This window comes from Pseudobutyrivibrio xylanivorans (assembly GCF_008935055.1).
Lineage (GTDB): Bacteria > Bacillota > Clostridia > Lachnospirales > Lachnospiraceae > Pseudobutyrivibrio > Pseudobutyrivibrio xylanivorans_A.
In genome coordinates this window covers 2,181,265-2,195,924 of record NZ_CP043028.1, presented here as the reverse complement: position 1 = coordinate 2,195,924, position 14,660 = coordinate 2,181,265, and the positions used below count along the sequence as shown (strand labels likewise).

General features: G+C 38.6%; 9 protein-coding genes. All 9 read right to left on the bottom strand.

Going from position 1 to position 14,660, the window contains the following annotated elements; genetic code table 11:
• Positions 1-7: 7 nt before the first annotated feature.
• Entirely contained in the window at positions 8-3,583 is a 3,576-nt protein-coding gene (locus FXF36_RS09960; RefSeq protein WP_151623689.1) for a carboxypeptidase regulatory-like domain-containing protein, read from the bottom strand.
• Positions 3,584-3,742: 159 nt separating this feature from the next.
• Positions 3,743-4,768: a LacI family DNA-binding transcriptional regulator gene (locus tag FXF36_RS09955; RefSeq protein WP_151623687.1), complete on the bottom strand. Its 1,026-nt coding sequence runs from the start codon at positions 4,766-4,768 to the stop codon at positions 3,743-3,745.
• A 140-nt stretch (positions 4,769-4,908) separates the two neighbouring features.
• Positions 4,909-5,709, bottom strand: coding sequence for a hypothetical protein (locus FXF36_RS09950; protein ID WP_151623685.1), 801 nt, complete (start codon positions 5,707-5,709; stop codon positions 4,909-4,911).
• 645 nt (positions 5,710-6,354) lie between these two features.
• Complete coding sequence (locus tag FXF36_RS09945; RefSeq protein ID WP_151623683.1) at positions 6,355-7,482, bottom strand: family 8 glycosyl hydrolase; 1,128 nt, start codon at positions 7,480-7,482, stop codon at positions 6,355-6,357.
• 85 nt (positions 7,483-7,567) lie between these two features.
• On the bottom strand, positions 7,568-8,536 hold the full coding sequence (locus tag FXF36_RS09940) for a carbohydrate ABC transporter permease (protein WP_151623681.1): 969 nt from the start codon (positions 8,534-8,536) through the stop codon (positions 7,568-7,570).
• Positions 8,537-8,548: 12 nt separating this feature from the next.
• Positions 8,549-9,466: an ABC transporter permease gene (locus FXF36_RS09935; RefSeq protein WP_151623679.1), complete on the bottom strand. Its 918-nt coding sequence runs from the start codon at positions 9,464-9,466 to the stop codon at positions 8,549-8,551.
• A gap of 114 nt (positions 9,467-9,580) precedes the next feature.
• Positions 9,581-11,272, bottom strand: a complete 1,692-nt coding sequence (locus FXF36_RS09930) for an extracellular solute-binding protein (RefSeq protein ID WP_330583178.1) — start codon at positions 11,270-11,272, stop codon at positions 9,581-9,583.
• 193 nt (positions 11,273-11,465) lie between these two features.
• A complete protein-coding gene (locus FXF36_RS09925; protein WP_151623675.1) occupies positions 11,466-13,046 on the bottom strand; it encodes a response regulator transcription factor in 1,581 nt (526 codons plus the stop codon).
• A complete protein-coding gene (locus FXF36_RS09920) occupies positions 13,046-14,653 on the bottom strand; it encodes a sensor histidine kinase (protein ID WP_151623673.1) in 1,608 nt (535 codons plus the stop codon). The genes FXF36_RS09925 and FXF36_RS09920 overlap by 1 nt, the downstream gene beginning before the upstream one ends.
• Positions 14,654-14,660 lie beyond the last annotated feature (7 nt).

Sequence of the window (14,660 nt, the reverse complement as noted above, 5' to 3'; positions counted from 1 at the left end):
TTTAAAGTTACCATAATCTCCTTCTAACAATAATAACGCCCGCTCCGCTTGCTATAGCAATAGCTGCTATTATTCCAAGAACAATTGGTAATGCACTTCCATTTGATTCACTTTCATTTACGCTTTCGGCAGCTGCTGGAACCTGCTCATTTTCAATAACTGTTTCCAATTTTTCTTCTGTAGTATCATCAATAATTTCTTCCTGATCTGCTGTCAGTTCATCCTCGTCCTTTACCTCAGGAATCTTATTGTTATCTGAAGTTGTTGTTTTCACCTGCTGCTTGTTATTCACATTTGAATTAGTCTGCGCAGATGAATTATTTGCAACCTGCTTTGTCTCAGTTGGCTGAACAACCTCTTTTACTGTTGGTGCCGATTGACTAGCACTAGTGCTTGGCTGAGACTGCTGCGTTCCGGAAGACTTGCTTTCACTAGCGTTAGACTGCTCAGGCTTTTGTTCTACTTTGCCTTCTTGACTCTTGCTTTCCTCGGATTTTGGCTCATCCTGTTTTGGCTCCTGAGCTTTTTGTCCATTTGATGTACCACCATCAGACTTATTATTATCTTCAGACTGAGTTTTCTTAACAACTGCTCTACTTGTTCCTACAAGTACAAATTCTTCTAGTGTTTCTGGCGAAGCAGGAGTTGTTGGCTCATAATCCTCAGACATTTCCTCGCTTTCTTCTTCAACGGTTTCCTTATTTATCTCGATATCATTTCCTAAGTAACCTAAATGAAAATCATCAATGTTAGCCCATTTGCCTGCTGACATATTTCCAGCGATTCCAATAGTAAGCTGTCCATCTGTCACTTTAACCTTTAATGCAATCAACTCATAAGATGATGCACCAGCTGGTATAACAACCTTTGATGTATCATCTGAACTTCTACCGTAAAGATATAAGGAATCATTGGATGTGTAATCTGCTTGAGCGTAGCAAGAAAGAACATAATATCCATCTTCCAAATCACTGATTGTCTGATATGTATCTACCGTAAAATCATCGTTTGCCCAAGGAGCCAAATCATAGGTTCCATGGCTGTTTTTCTTTCCATTACGATATCCAGCTTTATCACCACCGTTCTCCCATCCATCGAGATTCTTTCCATCAAATGTAGGATTAGTGATTTTTGATGTTACGTCATCACCCATCCTTAGAGAAATATAAATGCTCTCTGAACCAGAGACCTTAACTTTTCCAGCACAAGCAGGAACAGAATCGTATTGCATATTTGGGGTTGTAGTTGCCATGATGGTATATTCACCTCCCGGCAAACTATCAAATTGAAATTCTCCGTCTTCATCTGCCCTAGCAATGTAATAATCCGTAGAACCATCTGTTGCTTTTGCTATTATTAATGCATTACTTCCATTTTCAACAGAACCAGCTACTTTTCCCTGCACTTTTCCCATCTTGGTATCAGCTTTTACAGTGGTAAAACCAGCTGCCACTTTTGTTTCAGATTCAACATCATTAGCCACAGCATATTCCTTTAAAGAATATTCAATTGAATAACTTCCCTGCTTGATATCTTTGAATTCATATTCACCACTTTCGTTTGTAGTCTGTGTATGCTCTTCATCGTTACCTTTTAATGTAACTTCAACTCCACTTAATGGTAATCCTGTCTTTGTGACAACACGGCCTTTCACGCTTCCTGTTGTATTTACTGCATGAATATCAGCAATGGAATTATCCTTTGAGCTTTCTTCATCCATCTTTATTGCTACTCCATCACCCTCTACAGTAATACCATAGGTACCTTCTGGCAAATGAGCTATTTCATATTGTGTCTCTCCTGAAGTAATGGCAACTTCTTTTGAATAGTACTTTCCGTCTTCACTCTTTGCCTTGACAACGACTTTTTTACCTATTGTCTCATCCTCACCTGAAATATTTCCTTTTAATGTGCCTGTAGTGTAGCTTTCCTCATCACTTTTTATAAAGGTCAAATCATCAACTATAGCTTTACCGCCATTTCCATCAGCATATATTCCAAGCTCTACCTGATTGTTTTCAACAACTACATTTTTCAATGTTACAACTGAAAACTCTTCATTGACTTCTGTAATATCCAAGCCATACTCAGTACCTCCACTTATTGCATACAGAGCCAATTCGTTGAAACCATCAGTATTCTTTATCTTTGCTGAAAAATCATACAAACCATTATCCAGTGCAAATCCTGCTGATGATATATTCTGGGAAATTTTTTCTTTATACTCACCTGTTCCAGACATGAGCAACGCATATTTTCCAGTGACGCAGTCCTTCGTATTTGTAATTGAACCAGAGCCATTAAGTATCTCCTCATTCCAGCCCACGAAATCAGTAACTGATATTCTGTCTGCGTCAAAGCTACCATTCTTTACAAAATTATTATTGCTATCTGTCTTCCATTCTCCTGTTTTCGGGTTTAATTTCCAATCACTCAAAGAATTAAAATAAGGAATTCCATTCTCATCAAATGAAAGCGGACACCACACATTATATCCATCTCCATTATCTGCAAAATCTGACCATCTATCACCACAGAAAATTACGGTATCCTGCTTTGTTCCATTTACCTTATAGAAAAAACCAGTCTGACTTACGTGGCAATAATCATCTGAACAACCATTCATCAAATACATATCTTTCGTAACTGGACGAGTCTGAAGATATTCATCATCTAAACTATCCAACACAAGATAATAGCAGTGTGAAGCATTCCAACCATATAAATCAGAAGCGCAAACATAATACTTTCCGTTGTATTCAAACATGCAATTGCCTTCACGACCGGCACCAGAATATATCATCCTTGATTCAGTCAGTGTAACAAGTCCATCATCACCCTTTACAATTTGTGAAAGATACATTCTTCCTCTTCCGCTTCCATAGGAATATAAAAGGTATCCTTTGCCTGTTGCAGGATCTATAAACACAGTCTGATCACCTGTATTTGTAGTTCCTATATAGCTTTTCATATTAATACGATTGTTCCATTTAAAATGACCTGTTGGTGAATCAGATGTCATAATCAACACCTGCTTACTCCATCCATCTGTCTCTGGATTTGTATCTCCACGATTCGCATTATCTATACTATTGTCTGCATCATCACATTCATGCTGTACCAGCAGTGCATAGGTTCCATCGTCCAATTTGGTCACACCTAATCTGCCTACCCAAGCAGCTGGCTGTCCCTCCATCACATCTGCATCAAATACATCCTCAGGCGTTGCAATCAACCCCTCATCAGTCCAATTAACCAAATCTTTTGAAGAATAGCAGGTGATTCCAACAAAATTATTTACTGAAGATGGTGTTCTGGTTTCTGCATATGACACTGCCTCAGCATATTTCACACCATACCAATAATAAGTTCCATTAAATTCAAAAATGCCGCCTCCCTGAGAATAAAGATTATTTCCATCCTTATCCTTAAAAAAAGTGTCATTTGAGATTTTCAGAAACTTATCAGGACTTTTCACCGACGTTCTTTCGGCTGCATTAACAACAACTCCTTCATTGTAGCATGGTTGTCCCAAAACCATAGATGCTGCAATGATCATGGCAATAGCCATCTTTTTCTTCATTCTAAAATTCCCCCTTTTTAGTAAAATAATATCCCTTTACTAAAATATTAGCCATTTTAGTAAAATTTTACAATTTATCATTTTAACTAAAAATAAAGAATCAAATGTAGTAAAAATCCCGTTTCATTTACTTTAACTAAATGAAACGGGATAAAAAATTTATAAGGCCTTTGTGCTGTCTCTATGTGTTATCGACGTAGGAACTAATATTTTAAGCGGTATACCACTCTCTTGTCGCATCTTCCTATCCAAAAAGAATACAGCCGCATTCGCCATTTCAGTCATAGGAATATGAATTCCAGTGAGCTGTGGCTGTGTCATAACCGCTAGAACAGTATCATTATAGCTTAGGACACTTATATCATCTGGGACACGTTTTCCCTTACTCTCCAATCCACGCAATACGCCAATAGCAGTTGGCTCATTAAATGCAAAAACTGCAGTTACATTTTTATCAATGAAAATTTCGTCATAATGCTTTAACACCGCCTCAGCTGTTCCGCTTGAACCACTTGGGGTATCAATGTGAGCTGCTATCACATCTGGATATTCCTTTATAATGTTATCAAAAAGCACCCTTCTACTCTCTGTTATTTTCCCTAATTTTGAATCGAGGGTATACTTAACCCCCGCAAAAGCTATATTTCTATGACCATTTTCATAGAGATAATCTAATCCCTGACGAATTCCAGTTTCGTAATTAGGAACAACTGAAAAGTATTTTTCAGGTGAAGGTGAAGAATCAATAAATACAATGTTTTCCGTCCATTGTTCCATAGCCCTAACCTGTATTTCAGAAAATTGGCCAATTGCTACTATTCCATCCACATCACCGGATATATTTTCATATTCGTTTGATTCAGCGTTAAATCTAAAAGGCACTGTTTCAATTTTAAGATTAAAGCAGGCAGACTCCACACTATTTCTCATATAAATATAGTATGAATCCTTAAGGTGAAAAGAATCATATTCCATCTCCACAATACCAACTTTAAAACTTCTAGAAGAATTCTTCCGTTTTATAGTTTTATTGCCTTTACATTTATAATTAAGCTTTTCAGCTGCAGCAAATATCGAGCACCTGGTCGCCTCAGAAACGCTGAATGTTTCATCCTCGCTAAGTACTCTGGATACTGTTGTAACAGAAAAGCCCGTATACTCAGATATCTCCTTTAAAGTGGCCATTTTTCACCTCTGTTGATAATTGTTTTAATTCTTTATTTATACAAGAATCACTAAGAATACTATGGCAAAATTAGAATTTAAAGGCAATAGTTTAAGTACTTTTTAGTAAAAATATTTAAAATAGCATTACTAATTATTCGCTATAAACAATACAGTTTTATCTTTTCCTCCACTAACAGTGTGTTAATTGGCACATTTTCTGTTTCCATAGTAATAATCAAATCCCGTCCTAAGAACAAACCTCCTTCTTCATAATCATTAATCTTATTAAAATTCTTTTTGGCATAGTCGTATTCACTTAATAGACCTAAATGTTCCCAATATAAAGTTTTTCTCTTTCTTACATTTAGAATCATAAAGTCAGGATACACTATATGCCTTCCCCTTAGTTCAAGTCTAGGTTCATATCTGTATGGCACATGATACTTATCTAATAAATCAGCTATAATTCTTTCCGACTTAGATCTTACATAGCCTCCATCAGCAGTAGCTATATTTCCTTCACCATAATATTCATTCTGATGTTCTGGGTTCTCTTCAATCCAACGTTGAATATAGGCTTCACTGGATTCTATGATTGGAAGTAAGAGTTCCTTTCTAGCAGGGGACAATTTCTCATATACTTCAGTAATCTCATCAACATCATACTTTGATAAGAATTTCTCTAATACATTCTTTAATGAAACTATCTTTTTATTCACTGCAGTTTCATAATCCCTTTGAACCAATTTCTTAACTAGTTTTTGACTTTTCTTATTAGCATATTTAAGTGTTCCTGATTCTCTATCTACAAGGTACATTTGGTTGCATCCATTACTCTTGGATACTTTGATTCTATAGTTAGGTAAATTATTTAGCTTAGCCAGGTTTTTGTTTGACTGCACCAATAACTTCTCCAGTTCTAACAATTGTTGCTCCAATAAACTTTTGTAATTTATCAATTACTAATCCTCCCATTAATTATCCTGTTATGACTACGTGACATTTGTTGATTATTCTCATATGGAACGTATCAAGAAAATTGTAATTCTGAACCACCCATTCCTTTTTTTATAAACACACAAAAGTCACGTAGTCATATGAATATATTTATGTCAAATCTAATAAAGCATCCATTCCAAATACCATTTTTTTCTTTTTACCACGTATAATCCATTCTTTAATGCATACAAATAACTTCTCCACTACGTGCTATTCTTTTATTTTCCATAATTGGCACGTAGTCATAAAAAACTCGAAAAAATCTTTACGTGACAAATAGTAAGTTTCACAAATTATCACGTAATCCAACACATAATACCCCTGTAAAACACGATAAATATTTTTAAAATGAGCTATAAATAAGGGAATGAAAAAATGATTTAAGTTTGCTTTGCGAAAAAGTTATATTTAACGAATAAATAGTAGAAGATGATTAATAATATAACTTTCAAATAACTATTTGTCAACAACTATACTCATATAGGCCAAACCAAGATTTAAAGAGAAATAAAAGAGGGCTGGTTACTTACGTAACCAGCCCAACCTATTATCACAACCTATTTAAATTAAAAGAAGAAGTAATGAAAAAAAAGTATTATTCAATCCTACCAAATTCGATAATTTCCACTTAATGCCAGCATTGCGAACAAATACAGGCAGTTGTCGAAGTATCTTCTCTCTCCAGTTCTAAGAGGAGTATTCCAGAACTCCTCTACTGCAGTGAGGGCATGTGCTCCATCCGCTGCAAGTGACGCCTGAGCGATTGTTGCAGTCAAGCCTACCGGATGAAGTGCCTTGCCTTCAAGAACTGTTCCGTCGATTTCGTAGATGCCTCGCTTGTCTTCACTTGGGAGGTTTGCGAAGAACTCCTGCAAATTGTTTGCTGTGGCACGGCACCAAGTGCCGAACTCAGTATCCTTGTCGGCCCATTCATAGCATAGGCCGATGTTTGCGATGGTTCTGTAAGCATCGCTGTAGAACCAATCGTGACGACCACCAAAATGCTCGTGGTCTGGATAAGGTCTGCCATCATAGTAGCTGTACTCTGGGGAAAGTCCAGTCTTTGGATGACAAGCTTTTTTCAAATATTCACGACTTGCAGCTGCACATTTTTTCCAAGCTGTCTCGTCTTCTGGGTCACAATTCTCAGCAAACAAGTCGTAGAAATGTGGAAGGTGATATGATGGGTCCGTAAATTCAAGTCCTGGAACAAACTTAATCAGTCCGTCCTCATTCCACATATTGTGGCCACCATACATTTCTTCATGATGGAGGCACACTTTCAAAAGCTCTTTAGCTTTTTGACTATAGTTGTAGATGCCCTCGCCATCTCCCCAACGGTGACTTGCAAAGATAAGTGCCATTGCAAAGAATTCCTCGCCATCTGGAGCTGGTCCGTATGCATTCTTTGTACCATCAGTGGCTACTGACCAAGCAAAATAGCCTTTGTTATCGCCATCCTCAAGGTACATATTTGTCATGGCCCAATTCCACAGCTGATCAAATTCCTTTTTCTTATTCATTTGAACAGCCATCATCATGCCATAGGAAATACCCTCTGTACGAGTATCAATATTTCCAGTATCTACAAGATATCCCATGGAGCCATCCTCAGTTGTTTCATAAAACTTGTTGACTCCATAAAAAATCTCATCAAATGTCTCGTTAAGTCTAGTCTCAATTTCTTCCTGAGACTTACCAATTTCTAAAAAAATATTTCTATAACTTTTCATCAATAAACTCCAGCTTGTTAGTTACAAGCTTCACTTAAAGCCTTTAAATCTAGTAATTTACAGTGAGTCTAATACCGTATATACGTTATTCCTTTACGCCACCAAGTGTTAATCCAGTTACGAAGTACTTCTGTAAGAATGGATAGATACAAATAATTGGAAGCATTGTAATGATTGTTGCAGCTGCTCTAACGGATGTAGGGGTTACAGTTCCGTTAGAGTTTTTCATTGACTCAGCAGATGAGCTCTGGTTTGTTACTGAGGAAAGGAGTTTCATAAGCTCATACTGCAATGTAGTTAAGTCGCTGCTCATTCTGTTATAAAGCATTGCATCGAACCATGAGTTCCACTGACCAACAGCTACGAAAAGAGCAACTGTTGCGTATACTGGCTTGCATAATGGAGAAATAATCTTTAGGAAAATAGTTGTATAGCCAGCACCATCCAGCTGTGCAGATTCCTCTAAGCTGTCTGGAATACCTCTCATGTATGTTCTGATGACAAGCATGTTAAAGGCAGATAGCATTCCTGGTATTACATATACTGCGAAACTGTTTGTAAGTCCAAGGGATTTAAAAAGGAGGAATGTTGGAATCAATCCGCCGTTAACATACATTGTTACTACCCAGAAAAGTGATACCTGCTTTGCGAACATAAAGTTCTTTCGGCTTACGATGAAGGCAAGTATCGCATTTGATACAAGTGCAAGAAGTGTACCAATGAGCGTTCTTGCAACTGTTACGAAGGCACCTGTAATCAGGTTATCCTTCTGAAGAACTGTTACATAGTTCTTCATTGTGAATACTCTAGGAACAAGGTAAATACCACCTCTAAGAGCATCTGTACCATCGTTTAATGATACAGCAAGTGTATTAAGTACAGGATAAAGTGTAACGACTACGAAGATAATCATGAAAAGTCCGTTACAAATTCTAAATGCTAAATCAGCGCCCGAAATTCTCTTTCTCTTTCTTGCTTTTTCCACTGTGGCAACCTCCCTGGTTTTCTTTGCAGAAAAGGCAACGTTTTCTAAAATATTACTAGTCTGATCCATTTTCGCGCCTCCTTAGAATAATCTCTCTTCACCGTGTCTCTTTGCCATCTGGTTACAGATAACAATAAGAACGATAGAAACAACACTCTTGAAGATACCAGCTGCTGTACCAAGTGAGTAGTCACCCTGGCTGATACCCCATTTCAAAACGTAGATATCAATTGTCTGAGATACGTTCTGAACAAGTCCGTTACCGAGTAAGTACTGAATTTCGAAACCTGCATTAAGTACGTTACCAACGTTCATAAGAAGAAGAATCATGATAGTTGGCTTAATGCCAGGAAGTGTTACGTGCTTAATCTTTGCCCATCTGCCTGCACCATCGATAGCTGCTGCCTCGTAAAGTGATGGGTCAATAGATGTAATTGCTGCTAAATATATAATTGCATTCCAGCCTGTCTCCTTCCAAACGTTTGCGAAGGCAACGATTGGCCAGAAATATTTTTCATGTGCAAAGAAGTTGATTGGTTGATCAATGCAACCGAAGTTTACTAAAAGTGTGTTAATGATACCTGTTCCTGAAAGAGCATCGTGAAGAATACCTGTAACGATGATCCATGAAAGGAAGTGAGGTAAGTAAGAAATAGTCTGAACTACTTTCTTGCCGCCCTTTGAAGCCATTTCATTTAAGAGTATCGCAAATACGATAGCCATAATGAAAGTAACTGCAAGGTTGATAACACCCATTGCTAATGTGTTTCGGATAACTCGAATGAATGATGCATCTGAGAATAATCCTCTGAATTTATCAAATCCGATAAACTGTGAATGTAAAAGACCTGTGACTGGCTTGTAGTTCTGGAAAGCCATAAGCCAACCGCAAAGTGGTAAATAATGAAAGATAATACCGTATACTGTGATGATTGCTGCCCAAATTAAAAGAACTCTTTGGCGCTTAACTTCAACCCAGGTGATTGCTTTTTTATTCATGATTTCCTCCCAATTGTGGCATTTTGTGGCTAAAAATGCCTGATTTTAGGTAAAATTATAGCAGGGCACCTCAAGAATGCCCTGCTATAAGGGTATTTCAATAATTAACTTTGATTAGTTCTTAGCTACTGAGCCGTTATCGTACTTAGCTGCCTCAGAGATTCTTCTCTCAAGCTCTGTCTGCATCTCAGCTACGAAATCTTCTGGCTTACACTCTTCATAAACCTTCATGTACTCATCCCAGCCCTTTTCGAAATCATCAGCCATAACTACCTTTGGAAGGTACTGGTGCTTGATTTCTGTCATCTTTGTCCAAGCTGTACCACCTGGTGTAGATGTTGTCATTGTGCTTGAGTATGTGTACATTGGATACCAAGGACCTGGAGCTGGTGAAGTACCAAGCATTTCAACGTATGTCTTAGCTCCATAAGCATCGAAGCACTCCTTAACTGTATCAGCAAGTCCATCGTAGAACTCTGCTTCCTGTCCAGCTGGCTTCATAGCGTTCTTGCCATCGCGGCTTGTTCCATCCCACTGTGGGAAGTATGAGTAACCACATGCGTGTGATGCCTTGTAAGCTGTATCAGCTGACTGAGCTCTCTGCTCTGGTGTTCTGTAGAACATTCCGTCATCATCTACAAGGTAATCAACACCTTCAACACCCCACATTCTGAGGTTGTGGATGTCCTGATCAAGAAGATCGTTTACAAACTGAAGTGCACCCTCAACATCCTTACATGATGTTGTGATAGCAAGACCAGATGAAACGTTTACAACTCCGCCTGAGTTGTGCCACTGATTCTTCATGCCCTTCTCAATTGTAATTGGAAGTGGAACATACTTGCAGCCCTGATCCTCAAGTCCTGCTGTCTTGATAGCATCCTCAGCTGTGTATGCGAAATCCCACCACTGATCAACCATACCAAGTACACGTCCTGAAGAAAGCTTTGCAATGTACTCATCATATGTCTGTGTGAATGACTCTGGATCAACAATACCCTTCTTGTACTCTTCGTTTAACTTCTGGAAGTACTTCTTTGTAGTAGGTGTTGTGTTGTAATCGATGATTTGCTTCTTGTCTGGGTCAACGATAACTGATCCATCGTTTGGATATCCATCAAGGAACTCACCTGCGTTCTCAAGACAGAAGTATCTCCAATCCTCGCAAAGGATTGTGTAAGGGATGTTCTCTGTGCCATCCTCCATTGTAGGATTAGCCTCGTTGTAAGCTTCGATTAAGTCGAAGTACTCATCCATTGTCTCGATCTTTGGATAGTTAGCCCACTTAAGAACACGTGTCTGAATCCAGAATGCCTCATCGTTGTGTGTACATGTTCTTTCCTCACCATAGATGTTAGAGAACTGTGGAATCCAATAGATGTGTCCGTCGCTCTGACGAAGGCTATCCCATTCCTGCTCTGTGAAGAACTCTTTGATGTTTGGATACTTGTCAATATAATCATCAAGTGCTACAAGAGCGCCTGCTTCATACATCTGAACTGAACCATTACCAGCTTCGATAAAGTCTGGATACTCGCCACCAGCGATAAGTGTACCGATTGCTTCCTCAGCTGACTGACCTGTAAGCCATGTCTCCTTAACCTTGCAACCAGTCTTCTCAGCGATGAGCTGCTGAACCTCATTGTCATCGTTGATTTCAGAACCAGGTACAGCGAAGAATGCTGTGAATTCCTTGATTCCATCCTCGTTAACTGCTCCACCGCTTGCTGCCTGCTTTCCACAGCCTGCAAACATTGAAGAGAGCATTGCAGCGCAAAGAACAGCGCTTACAACTTTCTTTTTCATAATAAAACCCTCCTAATATTTTTGGACTCCTTTAAGTCCCTTTGCTATGTTAATATATTATGTCTTTTCTGTGATTAAAACATCGGATAAAGTATAGAAAAAGGGGGGAGAAATTTTAATAGTTTCTCCCCCCTATAATTTAACACCTCATCCGGCCTTTCAGGCCACCTTTCCCTCAAGGGGAAGGCTTAATCTAGATGTTCTTCTTATATTTTGTAGGTGTGCAGCCCATGGCCTCGATGAACTTGTTTACAAAGTAATCAGAGTCCTTGTAGCCCACGGCTTCAGCCACCTCATAGATTTTCATATCGGTTTTACGAAGCAGGCGTGCTGCCTCTTCGATACGTTTCTTGTTCAGGTAATCCTTGAAGGAGCATCCATACTTTTTCCGGAAAAGCTGTCCTAAGTATGCCGAATTTACGAAGTACTTTTCACTGAGATCCTTCAGGGTAAGATTTGAAGCATAATTCTTTTTGATTTCCTCTTCCACATCACCAAGCACGCCTCGTGATACGTTTTTACGAAGCTGAGAAATGTATTCTCCGTATGCGTAAGCCATACGACAAAGGTGAGTTTTGCCTCCTCGGCTGATGCCCTCTTCAGAAGTACTCTCAGAAATTATACGAAGGATTTCCTCCTGGTTAACCTCGCTGTCAAGCTCGCTGGCAAGATGAATCAGCTGGAACAAAAGATAATTAATATTAAGGTTCATTGTTGAGCCTGTAACACCGGTCTTTTGCATTTCCTCATAGAAGTCATCTACGCATTTACGAATTTCTACATGCTCCCCTCGCTCAATTGCTGCAATAAGAGCATCAAGCTCCTTCTTACAAATAATAAGACCGGTCTCGCCAACCTTGTACTCCTCTTCATAGAAATAAATATTCTTCTTCTCGCGGAAGCCCTGAAGAGAATGAAGCATGTTCGCCGTACCATAGGACTTAGAAATATTTCGAATTCCACTAACATTCTTTCCAATGAGCATAGTCAATGGAAGATTTGTATTTGCAATCAGATAATCAAGGAAATCGTTGAGATATTCCTTTGAAGTCATCTGTAGGCGTTTGCCCATGCTCTCGCTGTATATAAAGCCAATATCAAATACCTGCTCGCTGTCAGAAATATCTCTGATGCAAAAGATTGCATCGTCCTTCAGATAATCAAGAGCTGCTGAGTAAACCTTGGCAAGCTGTGCCTTCTTGTCCTCGTCAAGGGTTTCGTCAGTAACCATCAAATCATCCAACTGAATTTCAACATAGCATTTCTCATCATCCATGCTAGTTTTATCAGATATATATTCAATGTCATTCACATCGTATTTGCCGCTCAAAAGGCGCATAAGCACACGTTCCATGTATGCTTTTTCCTTTTTCAGGACATCCTGCCTGTGGTGAGTCTTCTCAGAATTCAAAGCTGAAACCTTGCTAAGAATCTCCATAAGCTGATCCTTTTCAACAGGCTTTAAAATATAATCCGTACAATCGTACCTCAAAGCCTCCTGTGCATAACTGAACTCAGCAAAACCGCTTAGAATGACAAAATAAGTGTCACTCTTTAAATCAGACCTGAGTGCCTTCAAAAGCTCAAGGCCTGTCATAACAGGCATCTTGATGTCTGCAATGATTAAATCAACTGGACGCTCCTTAATTATCTCAAGCGCCTCGCCGCCATTGCTGGCAGTGGTAATGTGATAGCCTTCCTTCTCCCAATCAATAAGAAGCTGCAAGCCTTGGAGAATGAATGGCTCATCATCAACTAACAAAACTTCTAACATTAATATAACCCCTTTAAATATTTCACCGGAACCTTTATCTGTACCAATGTTCCAGTTCCTGGCTCAGAATCCAAATCAAAGGTAGTTTCCTCCTCTGAAATCATCTTCAGTCTGAGACATGCATTAACAATACCAACTCTGCCCTTTTCTTTTAACATCTCGATATTTGCAAATCTCATCTTGCGAAGAAGCGTTTTGCTTTCCTCATCTTCCATTCCGTTTCCAGTATCCTCAATCTCGAGAGTAAGAAACTCGCCATCTGAAGAAATCCTTACGAAAATCCAGCCAGGTGTAATTTTACTTTCGATGCCGTGAACGCATGCGTTTTCCACGAACGTTACTATAGTAAGCTTTGGTATCAACAAATTCAAGCATTCATCATCGACATCAATCTCAAATGACAGTCTATCACCGAAGCGATATTTCTGCAATTCCAGATACGCTTTTACGAACTCAATTTCCTTCTCAATGGAAACCTCATCCTCATTCCATTCGGTGTACTGGCGCTGAAGTTTGGCAAGTCTTTCCACCATTTCTGAGGTCTCAGTTTCCTGCTTCAAAAGAGAATGCATACGAATGCTCTCAAGCGCATTGAAAAGAAAATGTGGATTAATCTGGCTGTGAAGAGCAAGGAGCTCAGCATTCTTTCTTGCAACAACAGTCTCCTGCTCCTTAAGCTTGTTCTTGTAAGCTGTGCTCATCAGACTACTTACAAAAAGTGGCAGGCTTAAGTTTACAAGAATCAACAATAAAAACTGATACCATCTTCCCTTCATCACATTTATCATTGGATTATTTTTGTTGATAATATCAATTGTAAGCTCCTGTCCGTACACCTCAAAATTCTGAGTGTAGGCTATCTCCAATGTATCTGTCTTCTCATCGAAATTCTTATTAACATTACTGTATTTTGTATTGCTTAAAAGAATTTTCTCTCCATCGCATATATAAGCGCGATTCTCGTAATTGAGGTTTGCAAGACTGTCTGCACACTTGGCATAATCAATAATTACAAGCACAAGATTGTTAGAAGCGTTATTGTAATAATTCAATTTTTGGAAATAATAAATTGTTCTCTGAGTCTTTCCATCAGCAGCCTTTCTGCGACCAAAAAACAACCCCTTATTTCTATCAGACGCTCTCATGTATTTGAACCAGTCTGTGCCATACGCCTGAGAGATTTTATGAAATTCTCCACCGTTTGTAATTGTATCGTTATCTAAATAAATCGAAAATTTCAGACCTGACTGACCCTCTACCAGTTTCAAAAGGGTATCATCAAAGAATTTCTGATATGCATTATAATACTCAAGATTTGAATCGTATTTACGATTTAAGAAATTATCTACATAAAGGCTGCTATATAGGGCATTTCCCAATTTAGCAGCCTGATCAACCTGATTAAAAAAGGTGTAATTGATGGCGTTGGCCTCATTCTCCATCATATGCTCCTGAGATGCTCTCTCAGCACGATAAACACCCGAGATTACAAGAGTATCTATCACAAGAATCGGAATGATAACAAAGGCAATATAGAATAAAATCATCTTTCGCTTAGTATTTGCCTTTTCGATAATTCTGCCAAAATTAAATGAATGCTTCACCATCAATTCC